This is a genomic window from Pseudomonas sp. TE3786 (assembly GCF_054057335.1).
This window is the reverse complement of sequence record NZ_JBSRZF010000034.1, coordinates 1-21,649: the sequence shown is the minus strand read 5'-3', so window position 1 is coordinate 21,649 and position 21,649 is coordinate 1. Positions and strand designations below refer to the sequence as shown.

The 21,649-nt window shown below is 60.4% G+C and carries 18 protein-coding genes; 12 read left to right on the top strand and 6 right to left on the bottom strand.

The annotated features are described in order from the left end of the window. Positions 1 to 14 precede the first annotated feature (14 nt). The 5 genes from ACVW0Y_RS23460 to ACVW0Y_RS23440 are packed head-to-tail and all read right to left on the bottom strand — an operon-like array spanning position 15 to position 5,911. Positions 15 to 1,043 carry an LLM class flavin-dependent oxidoreductase gene (locus tag ACVW0Y_RS23460; RefSeq protein WP_457441746.1) on the bottom strand — a complete coding sequence of 343 codons (1,029 nt, stop codon included), beginning with the start codon at positions 1,041 to 1,043 and terminating at the stop codon, positions 15 to 17. A gap of 2 nt (positions 1,044 to 1,045) precedes the next feature. Further along, positions 1,046 to 2,053 carry an LLM class flavin-dependent oxidoreductase gene (locus ACVW0Y_RS23455; protein ID WP_457441744.1) on the bottom strand — a complete coding sequence of 336 codons (1,008 nt, stop codon included), beginning with the start codon at positions 2,051 to 2,053 and terminating at the stop codon, positions 1,046 to 1,048. Next, entirely contained in the window at positions 2,050 to 2,271 is a 222-nt protein-coding gene (locus ACVW0Y_RS23450; protein WP_457441742.1) for a hypothetical protein, read from the bottom strand. Before ACVW0Y_RS23450 ends, ACVW0Y_RS23455 begins: the two co-directional genes overlap by 4 nt. Further along, the gene (locus ACVW0Y_RS23445) at positions 2,268 to 3,626 is read right to left on the bottom strand and encodes an LLM class flavin-dependent oxidoreductase (protein WP_457441740.1); all 1,359 of its coding nucleotides are present in this window, start codon (positions 3,624 to 3,626) and stop codon (positions 2,268 to 2,270) included. Before ACVW0Y_RS23445 ends, ACVW0Y_RS23450 begins: the two co-directional genes overlap by 4 nt. Before the next feature lie 11 nt (positions 3,627 to 3,637). Beyond that, positions 3,638 to 5,911 (bottom strand): TonB-dependent receptor, encoded by a 2,274-nt coding sequence (locus tag ACVW0Y_RS23440; RefSeq protein ID WP_457441738.1) that lies wholly within the window; start codon positions 5,909 to 5,911, stop codon positions 3,638 to 3,640. Positions 5,912 to 6,385: 474 nt separating this feature from the next. Between ACVW0Y_RS23440 and ACVW0Y_RS23435 the strand changes: the two genes are divergently transcribed. Then, the gene (locus ACVW0Y_RS23435) at positions 6,386 to 7,381 is read left to right on the top strand and encodes a P1 family peptidase (RefSeq protein WP_457441736.1); all 996 of its coding nucleotides are present in this window, start codon (positions 6,386 to 6,388) and stop codon (positions 7,379 to 7,381) included. Between the two features lie 2 nt (positions 7,382 to 7,383). On the opposite strand, the gene ACVW0Y_RS23430 is transcribed toward ACVW0Y_RS23435, so the two are convergent. Then, the gene (locus ACVW0Y_RS23430; protein ID WP_457441734.1) at positions 7,384 to 8,760 is read right to left on the bottom strand and encodes a tetratricopeptide repeat protein; all 1,377 of its coding nucleotides are present in this window, start codon (positions 8,758 to 8,760) and stop codon (positions 7,384 to 7,386) included. 245 nt (positions 8,761 to 9,005) lie between these two features. Here ACVW0Y_RS23430 and ACVW0Y_RS23425 point away from each other — a divergent pair, with 245 nt between their 5' ends. From ACVW0Y_RS23425 to ACVW0Y_RS23375, 11 genes are all read left to right on the top strand, one after another. After that, on the top strand, positions 9,006 to 10,607 hold the full coding sequence (locus tag ACVW0Y_RS23425; protein WP_457441733.1) for an ABC transporter substrate-binding protein: 1,602 nt from the start codon (positions 9,006 to 9,008) through the stop codon (positions 10,605 to 10,607). Continuing rightward, on the top strand, positions 10,604 to 11,614 hold the full coding sequence (locus ACVW0Y_RS23420) for an ABC transporter permease (protein ID WP_457441731.1): 1,011 nt from the start codon (positions 10,604 to 10,606) through the stop codon (positions 11,612 to 11,614). Before ACVW0Y_RS23425 ends, ACVW0Y_RS23420 begins: the two co-directional genes overlap by 4 nt. Further along, complete coding sequence (locus ACVW0Y_RS23415) at positions 11,611 to 12,450, top strand: ABC transporter permease (protein ID WP_457441729.1); 840 nt, start codon at positions 11,611 to 11,613, stop codon at positions 12,448 to 12,450. Before ACVW0Y_RS23420 ends, ACVW0Y_RS23415 begins: the two co-directional genes overlap by 4 nt. After that, the gene (locus ACVW0Y_RS23410) at positions 12,447 to 14,078 is read left to right on the top strand and encodes a dipeptide ABC transporter ATP-binding protein (RefSeq protein WP_457441727.1); all 1,632 of its coding nucleotides are present in this window, start codon (positions 12,447 to 12,449) and stop codon (positions 14,076 to 14,078) included. The genes ACVW0Y_RS23415 and ACVW0Y_RS23410 overlap by 4 nt, the downstream gene beginning before the upstream one ends. Before the next feature lie 38 nt (positions 14,079 to 14,116). Then, positions 14,117 to 15,310 carry an LLM class flavin-dependent oxidoreductase gene (locus ACVW0Y_RS23405; RefSeq protein WP_457441725.1) on the top strand — a complete coding sequence of 398 codons (1,194 nt, stop codon included), beginning with the start codon at positions 14,117 to 14,119 and terminating at the stop codon, positions 15,308 to 15,310. Continuing rightward, on the top strand, positions 15,303 to 16,175 hold the full coding sequence (locus ACVW0Y_RS23400; protein WP_457441723.1) for an alpha/beta fold hydrolase: 873 nt from the start codon (positions 15,303 to 15,305) through the stop codon (positions 16,173 to 16,175). Before ACVW0Y_RS23405 ends, ACVW0Y_RS23400 begins: the two co-directional genes overlap by 8 nt. Positions 16,176 to 16,813: 638 nt before the next feature. Next, complete coding sequence (locus tag ACVW0Y_RS23395) at positions 16,814 to 17,386, top strand: type II secretion system protein N (RefSeq protein WP_457441721.1); 573 nt, start codon at positions 16,814 to 16,816, stop codon at positions 17,384 to 17,386. A gap of 86 nt (positions 17,387 to 17,472) precedes the next feature. Continuing rightward, positions 17,473 to 19,197 (top strand): type II secretion system secretin GspD, encoded by a 1,725-nt coding sequence (gspD, locus tag ACVW0Y_RS23390; RefSeq protein ID WP_457441719.1) that lies wholly within the window; start codon positions 17,473 to 17,475, stop codon positions 19,195 to 19,197. Then, positions 19,187 to 19,882: a hypothetical protein gene (locus ACVW0Y_RS23385; RefSeq protein WP_457441717.1), complete on the top strand. Its 696-nt coding sequence runs from the start codon at positions 19,187 to 19,189 to the stop codon at positions 19,880 to 19,882. The genes gspD and ACVW0Y_RS23385 overlap by 11 nt, the downstream gene beginning before the upstream one ends. Next, the gene (locus tag ACVW0Y_RS23380; protein ID WP_457441715.1) at positions 19,845 to 20,645 is read left to right on the top strand and encodes a transglutaminase-like domain-containing protein; all 801 of its coding nucleotides are present in this window, start codon (positions 19,845 to 19,847) and stop codon (positions 20,643 to 20,645) included. Before ACVW0Y_RS23385 ends, ACVW0Y_RS23380 begins: the two co-directional genes overlap by 38 nt. 266 nt (positions 20,646 to 20,911) lie before the next feature. After that, positions 20,912 to 21,649 (top strand): hypothetical protein (locus ACVW0Y_RS23375; protein WP_457441713.1); only part of this gene is annotated, 738 nt, incomplete at its 3' end.

The window sequence follows — 21,649 nt, the reverse complement described above, 5'->3', positions numbered from 1 at the left end:
TTGGAAGGGGCGCATCATCCCACCGCGACACCATTCTGGGTAGAACCGCTGGCCCGGGTTGCCGGTTGCCAGCCCAGCGCCGGGGCGATATCGCGGGCGATGGTTTCCAAGCGCCGCAGAATCTGCGCCTGGGTCGAGCTTTCCGACTGCACCAGGGGAATGAAGTAGTCCGCGTAGGGCAGCACGGACGGGTCGCTGCGCAAGCTGGCGAGAATGTCGTCGGGGTGACCGTGGTGCACATTGAGCAACTGCAGGTGCTGTTCCAGGGTGGTGGCCGAATCGATGATGCCTTCACGGATCAAGCGCGGTACATGCAGTTCGATATCGGCCGCCAGTTCGGCTTGCGCCGCCTGCCGAGTGGCCGCTGGAAACACCGCGCGCACCACGCCAATTCGCGGCTCGCGGTCCGTGCGGTTCCAGGCGTTGAGGTAGGCATCGGCGAGCGGTTTTTGCACCGTCAGCGGATCATGGGTGGCGGTGCCCAGCAACAGGCCGTTGCCATGCCACGCGGCATCGGCTGCGCCCTCGACACTGCCATGGGAATGCCACAGGCGCTTGGCCAATTCCGGCGCTGGCGGTTGCAGGCTGGCGGCGTTGCCCAGCGGTGCGCCCGACAGCGCTTTATGCAAGCCGCCCAGGCCCTTCCAGAACAGCTCCTGGCGCTTTTCGGCGTTCTCACCAAAGGCATCGAATACCGCCAGGTTGGCACCGCCGCTGCCCAGGCCCAACTGCACCCGGCCGCCACTGATGGCATCCAGCACGGCGGCGTCTTCGGCCAGGCGCAGGCTGTCTTCCAGCGGCAGCACAATAACGCCGGTACCCAGTTCAATCCGCGTGGTGCGTGCAGCAATAGCGGCAAGCAATACCAAGGGCGAAGGTGCCTGGCCGAAACCACCGCTGAGGTGGTGCTGAGCGATCCAGCCGCCATCAAAGCCGAGCGTTTCGGCTACCTCGAATTGCTCGATCAGGTCGCGGTAGGTTTGCTTGGGGTCACGGCCAAAGGCGTGGGTGAGAAAGCCGAGTTTGAAACGACGTTGGGTCATGGCTAGGCAAGCTCCGCGGTTGGGCGTGTGGACGGTATTTTCTGCCAGCCCAATGCCGGGGCAATGTCGGTGGCGATACGTTCAAGATGGCGAATCGCTTCATCAATACCGGTGGAACTGGTCTGCACCTGCACCACCAGGTGGTCGCCCGGTTGCAGCTGCGCACCTTGGGCCAGGCGGCGCACGATGGTGGCGCTGTCGCCGTGCAGCACGCCCAGGCGATCAAATTCTTCGGCAAAGGTCAGCCTGCTGTCGCCGCCGATGCTGCGCTGGCGCCGGATATAGCTGTCGATGTCCTGGCGCAGGCTCGAATGCCGGTCCTGGGCATCCACGCCAGGAAACACGGCGCGCACCAGCGCCACGCGAGGCGAGCGGCCGGCGTTGAGGTTCCAGGCTTCGCGGTAACGGTGAATCAGCTCGACGCTGCCGGAGGAGGGCAGATGCGGGTTGGGTGCCACGATCAGGCCATTGCCGCGTTCGGCCACCTGTTCCACCCGCGACGTGGCTTCCCACAACCGAGCGCCCAGTGCGAGGCCCGGCGGGTTGAGGGTTTGCCCATTGGCATTGAGGGCCTCACCGGCCAGGTAATGCTCCAGCTGGCTGAGGCGGCTGTCATACAGCCCGTGGCGTTCGGCAGTGGGCTGACCAAACGCGTTGAAACTGTCCGGGTCGAAACCGGCACCCAGGCCCAGTTGCAGGCGGCCGTCGGCGAGTAGATCGAGCACCGCTGCATCTTCGGCCAGGCGCAGGGCGGGCTCGTGGGGTAGCACGATGATGCCGGTGCCCAGCTTGATGCGCTGCGTGTGCTGCGCGGCCGCGGCTAGCAAGGGCAGGGGCGAGGGCAGGCGCCCGGTCTCGCAGCCCAGATGATGCTGGGCTACCCAGCCGCTGTCGAAACCCAATTCCTCCGCCACGCGAAACAGCTCGAGGGCGTGCTGGTAAACCTGTGGCGTATAGGTGGGGCTGTACACCCGATTGAGAAAGCCCAGGGAGAAACTGCGCTGGCTCATGGCTGCGCCTCCTTGCTTGGCGTGCCCAACGAGAAGGCCATCAGCGGCCTTCCGCTGATTTCGATGCTCACCCCCTGGCCCGCGCAGACCGGGCTGTCACAGCGGCCTTTTGCCGTGGTGCTCAGGTAGTAGCGGTCGGGGTAGGCGGGGTTTTTATCGCGCCCCACCTTCACCTCCTGGCCATAGAAAAACGCGCCGCCGCAGATCCATTTTTTCATGCGCCAACGGCCTCGGTGGTCAGGCGATTGACCGGGCGCTTGAGGCCCAGGTGATCGCGCAGCGTGGTGCCTGCGTAGTCGGTGCGAAACAGACCGCGCCGTTGCAACTCGGGTATCACCTGATCAACAAAGGTTTCCAGGGCATTCGGGAACACCGGGAAGAGCACGTTGAAGCCATCGCTGGCGTACGCCTGAAACCAGTTTTCGAAGATGTCGGCGATATCCGCCGCCGTACCGATGGCCGGATTGCCACCGGCCAGGCGCAGGTAGAGCTGACGAATACTGAGGTTTTCCCGGCGGGCGAGGGCGATGACCTGGTCGCGCCGGCTGCCGCGCTGGCCCACTGGCGTTTCCGGCAGTGGGCCGTCGAGGTCGTAGCCGGACAGGTCAATGTCCTCGCCCAGGGTATCGGCCAACAAACGCAGGCCCACCACCGGGTCGATCAAGGCCTGCAGTTCGTCGAACTGCGCTTGGGCTTCTTCACGGGTGCGACCCACGAAAGGCGTGATACCCGGCAGAATCTTGATTTCATCCGGGCCACGACCAAAGGTCGCGGCCTGTTCCTTGATGTCGCGATAAAACTGCTGCGCCGTCTCGATATCGTGATGACCGACAAAAATCGCTTCCGCCACCCGCGCGGCCAACGCCCGGCCGGGCACCGAAGCCCCGGCCTGCACGAGCACCGGGTGCCCTTGCGGAGAGCGGGCCACGTTCAGGGGCCCGCGCACGGAAAAGTGCTCGCCCATGTGGTTGAGCACGTGGAGTTTTTCCGGGTCGAAATACACGCCACTGGTTTTGTCGCGCACAAAGGCATCGTCATCCCAGCTGTCCCACAGGCCCTTGACCACATCGTGGAATTCTTCCGCCCGCTGATAGCGGTCGGCATGCTCCACGTGCTGCTCGCGGCCAAAATTCCACGCCTCATCGGAGACCACCGAGGTGACCAGATTCCACCCGGCGCGCCCCTTGGAAATATGGTCCAGCGAGGCGAATTTGCGGGCGATATGGTACGGCTCGTTGTAGGTGGTAGTGGCCGTGGCGATCAGGCCGATACGCTCGGTGACCGCTGCCAGCGCCGACAACAAGGTCAGCGGCTCGAAATGCTCACCGCGTGCCGTGCGGCTGAGGGCATCGATGTGATGCCCCCACAGCGCAACCACATCGGCAATGAATAGCGCGTCGAACTTGCCGCGCTCGGCCAACTGCGCAATGCGCTTGAAGTGCTCGAAGTCCTGGCTGGCGTCGGCCTGGGCGTCGGGGTGGCGCCAGGCGGCCACATGGTGACCGCTGTTGGCGAGAAAGACATTCAAGTGCAGCGTGTCGCTGCGCCGCGGCTGATCAGTGCGCGTGGTCATGACAGGCCTCCTCAATAGTTGTACGACAGGCGCACGCCAGCACTGCGCGGATCGCCTTCGGCGGCGACGCTGGTGCCCGGCAGGAAGAAGTTGCGGGTCAGGTCGTACTCTTCATCCAACAGGTTGCGCGCCCATAGGCCGGCACTCCAATTACCGTTACGCGGCGACAGGGTGAGGCTGGCGTTGACCAGCCAATACGGGTCGACGGTGTAGTCCTTGCCGAGCAGCAGCAGTTGCTTGTACTCGTCGCGATAGCTGTAGTTGGTCTCGGCGCGGATTTCGAACTGGTCGATGGGCCAGGTGTAAGCCAGGGAGCCGCCATAGCTGAGCTTGGGGAAACTCAGGTCTGCATCCTTGTAGTTGTTGTACACCTCGTGGCCGGCGGCGACGGTGGCGGTGCTGTTCACCGCGAGGAAATCGTCGGTGTACTTGCCTTCCTTGTAGCCCAGGTATTGCTGCACTTCCAGGCCCTGCACCGGGCGCCACAGCAGCTCCAGTTCGCCGCCGTAGATTTCCGAACGTGGCGCGTTGACGAAGGTGCCCACCAGCGAGCTGGACTGTTGGTTCCACACGGTGGAGAGCACCTGTTGGTCGTGGTAGCCGTAATAGAACAACGCGCCGTTGAGGCGCAGGCTTTCGGTGATGTCGCTCTTGAAGCCAACCTCGAACGCGTTAACCGATTCCGGATCGAACGGCTCCAGCGCCAGGGCGTTGCCACCGTTGTGCGCGGTGTAGCCACCGGATTTGTAACCCCGGCTGTAGCTGGCATAGAGCAGATGATTCGGCGTCAGCTGGTACTCCAGACCGATCTTGCCGGAGGTGCCGTTGTTGGAGAACGAGGTGTTCTGGTCAAACGGGTTGACGTTGCTGCCGCTGAACTGGGTGCCGTTGATAAAGCCGGAGAAGTAGTCTTCCAGGGTGCGTTTTTCGTTCTCCTGACGCAGGCCGATAATGCCTTTGAGCTGGTCGGTAAAGGCGTAATCCACCTGACCGAATACACCTTCGGTCTTAACCGACTGCACGTAGCTGGTGAGGGTGGAAAAGCCCAGGCGGTCGGTGAAGTCGGAGTTGAATTTCTCGTTCAAACGGTCTTGGGAATAGAACACCCCCGTCACCCAGTTCAGTTGCTGTTTGCCGTCCGAACCCAGGCGCAGTTCCTGGGTAAAGCTGTTTACCCGGTCGTCAAAATACTCGTCGGAATCGGCATTGGACGTGGCGTCCCAGTCGCCCAGTTCGCGGCGGCGCAATTCGTTGTACGAGGTCACGCTGCTCAGCAACAGGCCACCGACATGCCAGTTGGCAGCCAGGCTGATGGCGTCGTTGGTGTTGTCGACATGGGGTTTGTCGCCGCCAGAGATATCCGCCGCTTCCTTGAACTCCGGGCGCAGGCCCCAGCCGGTGTGGCTGGTGTTGCGGTCGCGAATGGTGCCGGTCGAGGCTGAGGTGTAATCGTCGAACAGGTACAGGCCGTGGCTTTCCGATTTGTCGTAGGCGTGCTGCAGGCTGAGGCGAAAATCCAGGTCTTCGGTGGCATCCCAGGCCAGTTGGCCACGCACCCCGAGCTTGTCCTTGTCGCCCAGCTCCTGGCCGGTATCGCGGTTCTTCTGCCAACCGCCGCCCTGGTCAGTGATAAACGACAGACGCCCGCGCACGGTGTCGGTAAGTGGGCCGGAGACAAAGCCTTCGGTGCTCCACTGGTCGTACGAGCCGTAGTCGGCGGTGATGCCGGCTTCGAGCTCCTTGGTGGGCCGCTTGGTAATGAAGTTCACCGTACCGCCCGTGGTGTTGCGCCCATACAAGGTGCCCTGCGGGCCGCGCAGCACTTCGACACGGTCGATATCGAACAGCAGGCCCTGGGTCTGGATCGGCAGCGAGAACGCCACATCATCGACGTTGACGCCCACGCTCGACGAGTTGTTGGAGGTGTAGTCGATAAAGCCGATACCGCGCAGCCGGAACTGTGGCTGGCCGCTGCCGAAGGCCGGTTCCACTTCCAGGCTCGGGGTGACGTGCTGCAAGTCGTTGACTGTGCTGACGCCTTTTTCCTTGAGGCTGTCGCCGTTGATCACCGAGATGGCTGCGCCGATCTCCTGCGCCGCTTCTTCGCGGCGCTGGGCGGTGACGACCACCTTGGGCAGGGCGGTGTCGTCCTGGGCTTGGGTTTGGGTTTCGCTGCTGTTGCTTGGCTCGGCCGCCTGTACCGGCGTTACGAGCAACCCAGCGGTGGCCAGCACAATGGCGAGTGCCAAGGGGCTGGGCTGGGAACGGTAAGTGGTGGATCGCATCGTTGGAATGCTCCTATGGGTGAACTGCAGTCAGCTCCCGGGCGCGTCCTCGTGTGGCGTAGCTGGGTTCTATTGCGGCTAGAGCAAGGGCTGTGCCATTCATTCAAGTGTTTGATTTGGCTAAGTTATTGTTTGGTTTGTGGAGCAAGCTGCTGCTTTTCGTACAGCGTGCAAGGCAGAGTGTTGAGAAGCGCGCAGGGGTCGCTCCAAACGACAGGCGTCCGCGCAGGGCGTCGGTCAATGGTCCGGACAGCCAGCCTTCGAGGGTTTTGTAATCGTTGGAGCCGTTAGGGGGGCGGCTGGCGCGGCTGTTTGTTTTTCATCAGCCGGCGGGGCAGGGTGTTGGCTAACCAGCAGGCGATCTGCCGGCAAATAGCCTGCTGCGCACGGGCAGCTGGGGTGCGCCCAGGCGGTGCGCTGGCACGTATCTGGCTATGGTTGGGATTCGACTAATTGTTCGCTGGAGTGCTGTGCATGTTTCGTCCTGGTCCTCGCAACCTGATTACCGATGTCGCCGGCCTTACGGTGGGCAACCTCACGGACGAGCGCGTGCGCAGTGGGGTAACGGTGATCCGCCCCAACGGCCCCTGGCGGGCTGGAGTGGATGTGCGCGGAGGCGGCCCGGGCGGCCGGGAAATTGCCGCGCTGGAGCCGGAAAACATGATTGGCGAGTTGCACGCGCTGGTGCTCAGCGGCGGTTCGGTGTTCGGCCTGGCTGCTGCCGATGGGGTGGCGGCGGCGCTGTCCCTGGAAAACGTCGGCGTGCGCGTGCAGCCCTGGACCCCGGCGATTCCGGTGGTGCCGGCGGCGGTGCTGCACGACCTGGCCAACCACGGCGACAAGCACTGGGGCCTGGAGCCGCCATATCGGCGCTGGGGCATCGAAGCCTTGGCCGCCGCCAGCCAAGACTTTGCCCTCGGCGCGGTCGGTGCCGGTCGTGGTGCCCTGGCCGGTACGCGACCGGGCGGGCTGGGCTCGGCGTCGCTGGATTTGGGTAACGGGCTGATTGTGGGGGCGCTGGTGGCTGTCAACCCGGTGGGCAGCGTGTATATGGACGACGGCAAAAGCTTCTGGGCCTGGCCCTGGGAAATCGACGCCGAATTTGGCGGGCAACGCCCGGCTGGCGATGTGCGTCACCTTGACCCGATTCCCGAACTGTCCCGCCTCGAAGGCCTGGGCCGGTTGCAGGCCGGGGCCAATACCACGCTGGCGGTAGTGGCCTGCAACGCGGCGTTGAGTACTGCCGAATGCAAGCGCCTGGCGATCATGGCGCAGGACGGCATTGCCCGCGCCATTCGCCCCGCGCATCTGCCTTTTGACGGCGATACGGTGTTCGCCCTGGCCAGCGGCGAGCAGCCGCTGGAAGACGGACCCCGGCGGCCCGTGCTGTTGTCGCTGCTTGGCTCGGCCGCTGCCGATTGCCTGGCCCGGGCGATTGCCCGGGGCGTGTACGCCGCCGCCGGCGACTGAGCTCAGACCGGCGAGGCCAGTGCCTGATGCACGCGCGCCTCGGCCTGTTCGGCCTGTTGCGGCAGGCCGAGTTCGCGGTACACCCGAGCCAGCGCCCGGTTACCCGGCACGTCGTCGGCATCGTAGCGGCGCCGCTGTTCCAATACCTGTTGCGCGGTTACCCAATGCCCGGCGCGCAGGTGGGCGTCCAGGCCGATCAGGGCGAACAGATCGCGCTGCGCATGGCTGCCACCGGCCTCCACCAGGCGCGGCAGCACCTCATCCAGGCGCTGCGCTGCCACTTCGAAATCGCCCTTGGCGTGGGCAAACAAACCCTCGGCGGCGGGCCAGGTGACGTCCCGCCACACTACACGGCTGTGCTCCGGCGCGTGCTCGGTACGCTGAAGCAGTGCGGCAAGCAAACGCTCGGCTTGCGGCCGTTCGGCGCGGGCCAGACCGTAGAGGTATTGCAAGGAGAGAAAGGGCTGCAGGGTGTCGTTGTCCCGCACTTGCAGGTACTCGGCCAAGGCCTGCCAGCGCTCGCCCACGTCCACGCCCGCCAGTTCCAGGCGGGTCAGCAGCGACACCGCGCCAATCTGGTCTTGCGAGTACTCGGGCAAAATTCCCCAAACGTGCTGGTCGTAGATATCCAGCGCCCGTTGCTCGTGCCCGCGGGCCAGGTGGAAGAGTGCCAGGTGCCACCAGTTGTGGGTGTACATAAACGAGTTGAGGCCGCTCCAGCCGCACTTCACCGACTCCAGAAAGGCCGTGCCTTCGGTAATTCGTCCTTCGGTCAGCAACACATGCGCCAGTGCATGCTGGGCCCAGGGTTCGCGTGGCTCTAGGCTCAAGGCGTGGCGGGCGGCGGCTTCGGCGTCTTGCAGCAGGTGGCATTGCTCATAGGCAAAGGCCAGCATGCCGTGCACCTGGGCAATGTCGCTGGCGTGGGGCAGTACCGCTAGGGCTACGCGCAACATGCCTGGCGAATCGCCTTGGTTAAAGCGTAAGTACTGACTGAGTTTGAGCGTGAACAGATCGCGCGGGTGCGCGGCCAGAAGGGTGTCGGCAATGCCCAGCGCCTGCGGGATGTCCTCGGCGATCCAGGCTTGTAGCAGTTGCAGTAACCTTTGTTCGCGCCACGGTGTTTGTGCAGTGAGCTGGCTGCGCGCTCGTGCCAGGTATTTGCTCGCCAATGGCGCGGCCTGCGGCGACTCGATAAACATGGCGAGAAAGCCGGCATAGGCATTGGCGGGCAAGTCGTCGGGCGCGGCATCGGCGGCCGGCAAAATGCCTTCGGCGCGCGGCTCGTAGGTAATCAGGCCACCGATAAAGTCGTTTATTGCCGCCAGCGTGGCGGCGTCTTGGGTGGACAGCGGGTTACCGAGAAAATCCTGGCTCATGGGTGTACTCCAAAATACAGATGCCGGAGCTATCGCAAAGCTTATGCCAGCAGCCGGCACCCGGTTTTCGCGGTCTGCGCCAACGTGCGCTGCTGCATTCCGGGCAATCTGTGGCATGCGCTGCTGGATTACCAACAGGTGGTGTGGCGACAGCGGCTGTAAAGCACGCCATACGGGCTCTTGAGGCGCTGGCATGGGGCTTGCTCCCGTGCTTGCATTCCCTTCGGCCGATGATGAGAAGCACGATGCCGTATACCTCTTCCTCCAACATTCGCAGCACCCTCAGTGCCCTGGCGGCAGGTTTGCTGTTGTGGGCCTGGTTACCTGGAGTCAGCGCGGAGCCCATTCGCGGCGGCACTCTGGGTTTGGTGGCGCAGCCCGAACCGCCAGCGCTGGTGCATGCCTTAGTCACCCATGTGTCGACCCAATATGTCAGCGGCAAAGTGCTGCAAAGTTTATTGGCCTTTGATCACGAGCTAAAACCGGTGCCGGTGTTGGCCCGTGAATGGAATGTGTCCGACGATCGCCTGACCTGGACCTTTACCCTGCAAGACAATGTGCAGTGGCACGATGGCCAGCCCTTTAGCGCCGACGATGTGGCGTTTAGCTTTAACACCTTTTACCCGGCAGTCGACCCCCGGCAAAAAACGCTCTATGAGGAGTACTTCGCCGGGGTTGATGCGCTTGATGCCAACCATGTGCGCTTTCGCTTGAAGAAGCCTTTCTCGCCCTTGCTTGATTCGTTGGGCAGCGGCCTGCGGCCCATCGTCGCCAAGCACTTGTATGACGGCAAAGGTGACTATCGCGCCAACCCGGTTAACTTGCAGCCCATTGGCACCGGGCCATTTGTGTTTAAAGAATGGAAACGCGGCGCTTACATTCGCTTGGAGCGCAATCCGCACTATTGGAAAAAAGACCTGCCGTACCTGGATGCGGTGGTGTTCCACGTAATTCCCGACGCCGCCTCACGCGCCGCCGCCTTTGAGCGTGGCGATATTCAAGTGCTGCGCAGCGGCGATGCCGACTATGCCGACCTCGCGAGGTTGGCGGCATTGCCTGGGGTAACCCGCACCGAGCAGGGCTGGGAACTGTTCCGGGGGCAGGCGTTTTTGCAGGTCAATACGCGCAAAGCGCCGCTGGATAACGCCAAGGTGCGCGAGGCTATTTTGCTCGCCTTGGATCGCCAATTTATCGTCGACAATATTTTCTTCGGTACCGGTAAACCGGCCGTGGGCATTTTTCCGGTCGACAGCCCCGAGCATGATCCACAACTCCCGCCACATAGCTTCGATGTGGCCAAGGCGCGGCAGCTGATTCAAGAGTCAGGCGTGGATGTCAGCCAGGTGCGTTTGCGCCTGCTGAATGGCGAAAAAGGCGGCGCTTGGGAGCGTCTGGCCGAGTACACCAAGCAGGCGCTGCAACCGCTGGGCATCAAGGTGCAGGTGCTGACGTCGGATTCGGCCACTTGGTACCAGCGCGTCAGCGATTGGGATTTTGACCTGACCTATAACTTCAGCTTCCAGGTTGGCGACCCGTACCTGTCCACCGGGTATTTCTACCGCAGCGACAATATCCTCAAGGGCTCGCCGTTCAATAACGTTGGTGGCTACGCCAACCCGAAAGCCGATGCGCTCTGGCAGCAGGCGGCCAATGCGCCGGATAGCGCCAGCCGCATCGCCACCTATCACCAGTTGGAAGCGGTGTTGAACAGCGACCTGCCGATTCTGCCGATATTTGAAATGCGCTTTCCAACGCTTTACCGCGACAACGTGAAAAACCTGCTGCGTACCGCCACCAGCCTTAACGAAAGCCTCGACGATCTGTACCTGGAGAAAACAGCGCAATGAGTACGGCTGGCCAGTTGGCTCAAGGTGTGGGCTTTATCGCGCTGCGGGTGGGGCGGGTGCTATTGGTGATTGTGCTGGTGTTGATTGGCACCTTTTTGCTCCTGCGTCTGGCCCCGGGCGACCCGGCCTTAACAATGGCCAGTGCCTCGGGTTTGGACGACCCGGCCTACGTCGAGCAATTGCGTCATGAGATGGGCCTGGACCTGCCGCTGAGCAGTCAGTTATTCAGCTACTTGAGCGCGCTGGCAAGCGGCGATCTGGGCTTTTCCCATCGCAACCAGACCGCTGTGTGGCCGCTGATTGCCGAACGTTTGCCAGCCACGTTGCTGCTGCTGTTTTGCGCTTTTGTGTTGTCGATGGTGGTGGGTGTCAGCCTGGGGGTTGTGGCAGCCCGAAGCCGTCAGCGCGGAGGGCGGCTGGACCGGATAATTGGCGGCGCCGTGATGCTGCTCTACGCCTTGCCGCCTTTCTGGTTGGCCTTGCTGTTGGTGCTGCTGTTCTCGGTGGCCTGGGGTGTGTTGCCGGCATTTGGCATGGAAACCGTGGGTGGTGGCTTAAGCGGCTGGAGCCGCTTAAGCGATGTGGCCCAGCACTTGGTGCTGCCCTGTGCGTCATTGAGCTTTGTTTTTATTGCCGTGTATGTGCAGCTGACCCGTGGTGCCATGCTGGAGGTATTTAGCCAGGATTATGTGCGCACGGCGCGGGCCAAGGGCGCATCAGAAACCCGCGTGTTAGTACGTCATGTCCTGCGCAATGCGCTGCTGCCGGTGACGACTTATGCGGGCCTGCAACTGGGTCAACTGGCCAGTACCAGTTTGCTGGTGGAAGTGGTGTATGCCTGGCCTGGAATTGGTCGGCTGTTGTATGAGTCGCTGGAAGCGCGCGACTACCCCTTGCTGTTGGGGGTGTTTGTGGTGATTTCGTTGTTGGTGCTGCTGGGCAATCTGCTCAGCGAAGTGGCCTGCTACCTGTTCGACCCGCGCGTTGCGGCGGGAGGTGCGGCATGAGTCAGCGCACCTTGCGCCGTTTTGTCAGCCAGCCGAGTGCACTAATCAGCGCCTTGTTTTTACTCGCCCTCGGGGCCCTTGCACTGGCCGCCCCCTGGCTGTTTGCGCAAACCCCGTGGGCCATGGTGGCACCGCCCTTGCAGCCACCGTTTGCCTCCTGGCAGTGGCCGCTGGGGACTGATCTGCTGGGCCGCAACTCGCTGGTTGGCTTGATCTACAGCGCGCGGGTGTCGTTAGCCATTGGCCTGCTGACGACCTTGGCGACCTTGTCGCTGGGCATTGTGGTGGGGGCATTGGCGGGTTATTTCGCGGGCCTGACCGACACCATTCTGATGCGCTTGACCGATGTGTTTCAGGTGGTCCCTGGGCTGTTTCTCGCGGTGATATTGGTGGCCATTCTTGAGCCGTCGATTTTCTCCTTGGTGCTGGCTATTACCCTGGCTGCCTGGCCCCCGGTGGCGCGCATTGTGCGCAGCGAATTTTTAAGCCTGCGCCAACAGGATTTTGTTCTGGCGGCACGCACCGCCGGGCTGCGGCCGCTGCGGATTGTCTTCGTCGAGATCTTGCCCAATGCCTTACCTGCGGTGCTGTCGCTGGTGGGCTTGGTGATGGCCGCGGCGATTCTTGGTGAGTCGGCGTTATCTTTTCTCGGTCTGGGTGATCCGGAGTCAATGAGCTGGGGGGCGATGATTGATGCGGCACGCAATCTGGCGCGTCAGGCGTGGTGGCTAAGCCTGTGGCCGGGCTTGGCGATTTTGGCCACGGTATGGGCGGTGCACCGCGTCGGCGAAGGCTTGCGGGTGGCGTTTAATGTGCGTGAACAGGTGAACGCATGAGTACGCCGTTGCTAGAGATTCATGGCTTGTCGGTACGCCTGCCACAGGGCGCTGAACGCAGCCACGCGTTTACCGGGCTTGATCTGCAAGTGGCTGCGGGTGAACTGCTGTGTGTGGTGGGGGAGTCGGGTTCGGGCAAATCCACCCTGGGCTCGGCGATTTTACGGCTGTTGCCCAATGGCTTGCAGGTGGACGCCGGCAGTTTGCACTTTGCTGGCCTGGACTTATTGGCGCTGGACGAGCGCAATCTGCAGCGCATTCGTGGACGCGATATGGCCCTGGTTGCCCAAGAACCATTGTTGGCCTTGAACCCGGTGTTGCGCGTCGGCGCGCAGATTGATGAGTCGTTGTTGCTGCACACCGCACTGAACCGTGCGGCCAGGGCGCAACGGGTTATCGAACTGCTCGACTATGTCGGCCTGCCAGACCCTGAGCGCCTGCGCTTGGCCTATCCCTTTCAGTTGTCTGGCGGTCAGCGGCAACGGGTGGCGATTGCCATCGCGTTGGCCTGCGAGCCGCGCCTGCTGATTGCCGATGAAGCGACCTCAGCGCTGGATGCGGCAACGCGTACGCAGATTCTGCAACTGCTGCAACGCATCCGTCGTGATACCGGCATGGCGGTATTGCTGATTACCCACGATTTTGCCGTGGTCAAAAGCGTCGCCGATCGCGTGCTGGTGATGGAGGCCGGCAAGGTGATAGAGCAGGGTACTGCGGCGCAGGTATTACAGGCACCGCAAAGCCCTTACACCCGCCGCCTGCTCGACGCCGCTGCGTTGCACCCGCGTGCACCACAAGCCGTAAATGACCACGCGCCGCTGTTACTGGTCGAGGGTTTGCACAAGCAACATTGGCGTCGTCAGGGTTGGCGTCGGCATGCCATTACCGCGTTGGACAATGTCGCGTTGCAACTGCGGCCGGGGGAAACCCTGGGCATTGTCGGTGAATCTGGCTCGGGTAAATCCACCTTGGCGCGCACGCTGCTGGGTTTGAGTAAGCCGGACGGCGGCAGCATTCGTCTGGCTGGCCAGGAGTTAGTCGGGCTCGGTGAGAAAGCCTTTCGTGCCTTGCGGCCGCACATACAAATGGTTTTTCAAGACCCAGCGGCTTCATTCAACCCGCGTCGCAGCATAGGTGCCTCAATGATTGCCGGCGCGTTGGCCAACGGGGTGACGCGTGCCGCTGCGGAACAACGGGCGCGCGAGTTATTGCAGCGGGTTGGGCTGCCAAGTAATGCCTTTACCGCTTACCCCCATGAGTTTTCTGGCGGCCAGCGCCAACGAATCGCCATTGCCCGCGCCTTGATGCTGAGCCCGAAAGTACTGGTGGCCGATGAATGTGTGTCGGCGCTGGATGCGTTGGTGCAAGCACACGTGCTCGACCTGCTGGAAAGCCTGCAACAGGAGCTGGGCCTGGCGCTGATTTTTATCACCCACGACCTCTGTGTGGCCGCGCGTATCAGCGATCGCCTGCTGGTGATGCATCAGGGCCGGGTGGTGGAAACCGGCAGCAGCGCTGAGCTCCTCAGCCGGCCCCAGCATCCTTACACCCGCACATTGCTGAGTGCTTATTCGGCAGAGCAGACAGCCCCCGCTGTGCTAGCGGCAGCTGCGGCTACCGCGCTATGAGTCGAGCGGGAAAAACCCTGAGTCTGAACGCGTTTTTAATGCCCACTGGGCACCATGTGGCGGGTTGGCGGCACCCCGATGCACAGGCCGATGGCGGCTCGAATATCGACCACTACCTGGCGTTGGCACGCGCCGCGGAGCAGGCTGGTTTTGATGCCATTTTTCTCTCCGATACCCTGGCCATGCTGCCTGGAAGCAGCGCCGCGCTGAGCCGCATGGCCCGTACTGAACACTTTGAGCCGTTGACCCTATTGGCCGCTTTGGCCGCCCACACTCAACGCATCGGCCTGATCGCCACGGTCACCACCTCGTACAACACACCAGACACGGTTGCCGCGAGCTTTCTCTCGTTGCAGGCATTGAGCGGCGGCCGCTGTGGTTGGAACCTAGTGACTTCCAGCAATGCTGAAGAAGCGCATAACTTTGGTCGCGAGCAGCATTTCACCCATGCCGAGCGCTACCAGCACGCGGAGCGTTTTCATGCGCAGGTCACCGGGCAATGGGCAGGGCAGGGGTCAGGGCAGGGGGCACAGCCGGTGCAAGTGTTGGCCGGTGACTCCGAGGCCGGGCGCAGTTTTGCCGCGCGCCATGCCGACGTGCTGTTTACCGCACAACCCAGTCTGCCAGGCGCACAGGCGTTCTACCGCGATATCAACGCGCGCCTGGCTGCTGAGGGGCGGACGGTGGGCAGTGTAAAAATCATGCCGGGCATTCTGCCGATCATTGGCCGCAGCCGCGCGGAAGCACAAGAGCGCCAAGACCTGCTGCAAAGCCTGTTGCAGCCCGAAGTAGGGCTTTCACTGCTGTCGGATGTTGCCGGCGGCACCGACTTATCGCGTTTTCCGCTGGATGGCCCGCTGCCGGAATTGCCGGTTACCGAGTCCGGGCGCAGCCGCCAGCAGTTGCTGGTGGAACTGGCGCGGCGGGAAAACCTGAGCATTCGCCAGCTCTATGAGCGTATCGCCAACGCTCGCGGCCATCTGGCCGTGGTGGGCACACCAACCGATATTGCCGACTGCATACATGACTGGTTTGAACAGCATGCCGCCGACGGTTTTAACGTGATGCCGCCCTGGCTGCCCGGTGGGTTTGACGATTTTGTCCAGTTGGTAATTCCTGAATTACAACGGCGCGGATTGTTCCGTCGCCACTACAGCGGCCGTACCCTGCGTGAACACCTGGGGTTAGCAGCAGCACTGCCTGATAAGGCCAAGGAGAGCGTCAATGATTGAGCAAACCGCAGTCCCCGTTGTTAAGGGGCAACGCCTGGAAGTGCGTCCGGGACGCTTTCTGAACGTTACCCAGCGCGCCGCTGCGGCGCACGCCACCACACTGTTTTTCGCCCATGGCGGTGGCGGCAATCAAGACCAATGGCGCTATCTCTGGCAAGACCCGCGCTTGGCTGAGTACAACCTGGTGGCTTGGGACTTGTTAGGCCACGGCACTAGCGAAACACCAGGGGATGCCAACGCCTATGCCTGGGACGAATTAGTCGCCGACCAACTGGCCATCTATCAGCGTTTTGCCGGTGCCCAGAACGTGCTGGTTGCCCATTCATTTGGTACGGCGCTTACCCTCAGCGCCTTGGTAAAACTGCAAAGCCAGCAAGGGCTGGACGGCGTAGCGGGCGTTTTACTGCTCGGCACGCAACTGCAATCGCCCAAAGGCCGCAGCCCGTTATTGAAACTGCCAGCGTGGCTGCTCGAACTGCTACGCCCCTTGCTGGCCAAAGGTTTTCGCGACGCCGCCTGGCACCCGCAAACCGATCGAGGCCTGGTGGCCTACGAAGAAAAACTCACCGAGCGCAACAAACTGCATGTATTCAAGGCGCTGCTAGGCCAAACCCGCTGGATACCTGAAGAGGAGTTGGCGCACATCACCGTGCCGGTGCACATTCTTGCCGGCGAAGGCGACCGCTTGACCCCACCAGAGGGCGCTCGTGCATTGCAGCAGAAAATACCCGAAGCCCAGTTGACGGTGCTGGAGCGCACCGCCCACCAACTGATGCTGGAACGCCCCGATTTGGTCATTGAACACCTACTGCGCCTAGCCCAAAACGAGGAACAGCGGACGACGGTGAACAGCGCGAGCATTTAATTAACAGCAGGCGCACAGCGAATAACTGTTACGCACATTCGGCGATAGCCGAAGTGCTCTGTGTAAAAACCTTTTCAAGCGTACCAACGGCCAAAAGTCGCGCTGAAAAATGCGTTTCTACGCGACATCCACATTGGTTGACCCATCGATAAATTTCAGATTTCACGTAGATGCGGGCACTTCGATTTTGGCTCAGCGTTTTTACACAGTCTGGGCTTGATAGCAGCCTATGGCGAAAGGCGGTAATACGGCCAGAATGAAGATGCCGACCAAACTCAAGCCACTATCACTTCGCCCAATGACCCAGTGCACGCAACGTCGCCGCCAGGAATAAGTGCAATGGGCGCTCATGCTACTTATGGATAATGGTGCTTCGTCGGTCCCACACTGCCGATGATAGAGCGGTTTGGGTTCCCTCTAGCCTGAAACGGCCTATTTTCCGCTCTAGATTGGCTCCGGGGTTCTTAGGAGCTAGACAACTCTGGAGCAAAAACGCTATTTTGCGCTCCCGCGCGACAGTCGACTCGCCAAAAAAATCCCCGCAAAATCTCCCCCACTGAAAAAAACAGTGGGCAATTAGCGGATAACAAGGAACGTTATCCCCCCATCGATACGGTGGGTGCGATGCATCATTGCCCATGCTTCTATCTTCTAAATTATGGATTTCTGCCGCGCTACTATTAGTGGTGGGGTACGTCACCAGTTTTATTTATTGGTACAGCCAAGTCCTTCCTGTCGAAAGCACGCCGCTGAAGGTGGCGGCCACTGAGGTGCGCCCTACCGCTCCCCGCGACACCTCCTCCATCGCTATGTTGTTTGGCACTTCGCAGGAGAAACAAAGCGAAGAGGTCAAGAAGAGCCCCTTGGCTCTAAAACTGGTCGCTAGCTATGTCATGCCTGAGAAAAAACGTTCTGCTGCCATCATCACTAGCGATGGGGATAAGCAGAAGCTCTATTACGTGGGCGACAGAATCCAGGGCGATGTGGAACTGAAGGCCGTGCAGGCGGGCCGAATTTTGATAAAGCGCAACGGTGTACTTGAGAGCATTAACCTGGAAGGTTTTTCCGGCGTGAGTGAGGTTTCGGCGGCAGGGGAGGCGGCCAACCCGGTTCACGTCGTAGCGACGGTTCCGGCATCAAAACCGGCGGTGAACCAGGACATGTTAGAAAAACTTAAAAAACTTAAGTCGTTGGCGGCTAGGGACAATTGATGCGTTGGGGAGTGATGTTATGCGCGCTGTTATTCAGCGCGTTGGTTAGGGCTGAGGGAACCTCCACAGCTGGGCTCGACTTGGACATGAAAGATGCAGATATCCGCAGTCTGATCGAATGGGTGGCGGGTGCAACCGGCAAAAACATCGTAATCGACCCGCGAGTCAAGGGTAAGGTTACGGTGGTGACTAGTGAACCCATTGCTGCAGCAGATTTGAATCAGCTACTGAGTTCCGTGCTTAGTGTGCATGGCTATGCGTTGATTAAGGAAAACAACATTTACAAGGTTATTCCTGAAGCTGACGCAAAGTCGTCCAGCCTGCCGGTGGACGAGCAAGAGGCGTTAGCGGGGGATAACGTCGTCAAGTTGTTCAAGCTAAACAACGTCTCTTCAACGCAGTTGGTAACGCTGCTCAAACCATTGGTTCCGCAAACGGCATACATCTCTGCGTACCCCGATCGCAATTACGTCATCGTTGCGGATCGAGCAGTAAACATTGCCAAGATTGATAATCTAGTCGGGCGTCTGGATCAGAAGTGGGAGGTCAATAGCGATGTACTGCCGCTGAACTATGGCAATGCACAAGACATATTGACGATGGTCACCAATCTCTTTCCAAAACCGAAAACAGACACGCCAGAAGGATTCTTTTCGATCGGCGCGGATGTTCGAACCAACAGCATCATTGTCTCTGGCGATGAGGTATTGCGCCGCCAGGTGCGTGATGTCGTATCCAGGCTGGACCGGAAAGTTCAAGGGGTGGGCAACACCAAGGTTTTCTATCTGCACTATTTACGCGCATCGGACACCCTGCCTGTTGTGCAGAGCCTCAGTGCAAGCATTCAGAAGCAAGGGCTGAATGTTCAGGGGCCGACTGTTGACGTAAATATTCAGGCCAGTGACGCAACTAACGCCTTGGTTGTGACCGGGCCACCGGAAGTGGTCGATGCGGTGGAGTACATCATCAAAAAGCTGGATATTCGTCGTGCCCAGGTATTGGTTGAGGCTGTGATTGTTGAGGTGACGGAAGGGGCCGGACGCGAGCTAGGAATCGAATGGCGTACGTCCGATAGTGCGAAGGGCGGTGATGGGTTGTACGGCGGTACGTTGTTTCGCGACGGCACTGGTACTGGTGGGGCAGGTGAGGCACCTGATCTACTGAGTGGCCTGACACTGGGCTTCTATCGAAATGGCTCGTTACGTGGCCTGTTCAAAGCACTTGAGACCAATGATTCGTTGAACATTCTGTCCAAGCCCAATCTGGTGACCTTGGATAACGAGGAAGCGAAAATAGTTGTTGGCCAAAACGTCCCGTTTGTAACCGGTCGCTCAACCAGCGCCGCGACCCCCGTGGACAATCCCTTCCAAACTATTGAGCGCAAAGATGTGGGCATCACCCTGACGGTTAAGCCACAGGTCAACGAAGGTGATGCAGTTACTCTGGATATTACTCAGGAAATTTCCAGTGTTTCCAACGCCAAGGTCGCGCAAGCACAAGACATCATCACCAATACGCGCTCGGTAAAAACTCGCGTTCTGGTCGAAGACGGCCAAACCCTGGTGCTAGGCGGGCTGATCTCAGATGAGGTTCAGAATGGCGACGCCGGTGTCCCATATCTAAGCAAAATACCGTTCATTGGCGCGCTGTTTCGCAGCGACCAGAACAGCAAGAAGAAGAGCAACCTGATGATCTTCATTCAGCCTCGAATCATTCGCGATAAGGCCGGTGCGCAACAGGTTACCGGTGGGCGCTATCGCTACATCGACAAGACCGCCGAACAGATGGGGTACCAATTGGATGTTCAGTAAGGGACTGCTGATAGGGTTGTTAATGGCTCCGGGGCTGGCATGCGCCGGTGTGTCGGTGGCGAATTGCTGGGCTGAGCCGAACAACGGGCTGCGTATCGACGTGGATGGCCAAGGCGATATTTCCGGTGCGCTGTCGCTGCCTGAGTCGTTGTTGTCGCAACGCCTGGAGCGAGTTCGTGGGCCAGTGGATTTGTTGGTTAACGGCTATGACGTGCTGAAGGTGCAGCGTCTGTGTCAGCAGATTACGACGGTGAACGCACCACTGGCCAAGGTGGTATTCGGCGGTCGCGAGCGCTATTTGGCACAAAGCGGGGCGCCGGCCTGGGATTGGCTGATGGTCACAAGCAATGACGTGGCGGCGAACTTGGTGATGGAACAGCTGCCGGGCATTTTCGTGGGGAAAGGTAAGGCGGTAGTTGGCCGTGGATTGCAGGCATCTGCCATTACAGATCCGGCCAAAATGGCCGCGTGGCTAATGGATACCTATCAAGGCAAGCAGCAGCCTGTTGTGCTGTTCGTAGACAGCGCCTATCAGCAACCTTTCCTTGAATTCTTCTCAGCGAGCCCAATGCCTGGCGTGTTTCTTTCTTTTGAAAATCCAGAAAGCGTGCGCGATGCCCTTAATAAACATGCCAAGTTTTCTACTGATGATCAGGCTCGTCTGCTTAATTATTACTGCAAGTAGCGTGTTCTTTGCGGCACTCGCCGTTGCTCAGGATGATATTGAGCTGACGGTCCGCGTGCGTAATGAACGTGCTTCTGTGGTCAGCGGGGCGCACCTGTGTGGACTGTTGCCATTGGCCGGAAATGGGGTGGCTGAGAAGTGGCAAGTCGAGGGACCCGCTGGCTTGCAGTTACAGGACGGTAACTATTGCGTGCCGCTGGAAGACTTCGGCCCGCATCAGGTAACGGTGCTTCGTTTGCGTTGGTCTTCGTTGGGCGTGGCAGAGGAACAAGCGGCTACGCCGAACTATTTGCTAACGAGCGAACCGTCGAGTGAGCTGAAGGCGCTGGCCGATTCATTTTCCAGCTACCCCCAGGCGCAGCGCCCGGAACGCATCTATGAGTGGATGGTGGACAACATCGAATTCGCCGGCATTCGTCGCGGCATCGATGGCGCTGAGCTTGCGCTTAGCCAGCGCAAAGGCGACTGCACAGAACATATGTTGTTGGCTGCTGAGCTGCTGGCACGCAATGGTTTTGAGGTTCGCCGGGTGCTGGGTGTGGCGTTGTCGACAGAACAGAACCGAATAAGTTCCAACGACTTGCATAACTGGTTGGAATATCTCGATAATGGCACTTGGCATATTTTCGACTCCTCCAAGCGCATTTTTATAAAGCCTGAAGGCCTTCGCTATATCGCGCTGCTTTATTACCAAAACAGTCAGCAGCTCTCGCTGGCACCGTTTACCACCGACGCTCCGGACCTGGCGTTGTACCTGCAATAGACAAAGGGATTTGTGTGAAAGGACTCAATCAGTCTGCCCCGTGCCAGGAGCAGAGTTCTCGTGCAGGCAGTGTAGACAGCCGCGATTCTTTACACCTTCGCTCTTCCTTCCTTTCCGGTCGCGGGCTCTTACAGCCTCTACTGCGTTTGAATGCTCCTGTGTTTGCTCAACAGAAATCCTTTGCGCGTTCCTTGTTTCCTCGGGAGCTAGGCGCTTGGTTGCACGTCTATTTGGCGAGAGCGGGTTGCTCTGAATTAGGGAATGTCATGAAAGGACTCAAGGCGCTCGTCGTTGCCGGATTTTTGGTGGTCGGCATGGGAGGAGAGGTGCAGGCGGCGGAGGAGCTGGTGATTCGAACCGCTACCACGATTGCTGCGACAGACCATCTGCATGACGGTAAGCGGTTGGTGGTGGAGGGCGCCACGCTTACGGTTTCTGGGGAGCATAGTTATGAGTCGGTAACCTTGCGGAGTTCAGCGGTGCTGACCTCGGAGTTAGAAGCTGCCGTCAGCCTTAGTGCCGGCATGGTCGAGGTGGATGCAACATCGCGGATCGATGTCAGCGCCAAAGGCAAGTTTGGTAATACCAACGTGCAATACCTCGCAGGAGGTAGCTATGGCGGCCGCGGAGGTTCGTATTCGAACTACACAACCAATAGCCCGTACGGTGACTTCCGTGAGCCGGTGGACTTGGGCACCGGCGGGAGCGCTGGGGGGGCATTCACCCGTGGTGGCGGCGCGCTCAAGCTAACCGCAACTGTGCTGAAACTAGATGGTTTGATTCAATCGAATGGTCAGGCCTACTCACCAAGTAGCTATGGCTCTGGTAGCGGTGGCAGCCTGTTGCTGCGGGTAGGCACGCTGACTCTGGGTGATCAAGCCCGCATTGAGGCCAGCGGTGGTCAAGCCGTGTACGGGGGTGGTGGCGGTGGCCGGGTCGCGTTGTATTACGACACGGTCAGCCAAGGCTCCTTACTCACGCAAGTGTGGGCCAAGGGCGGGCTG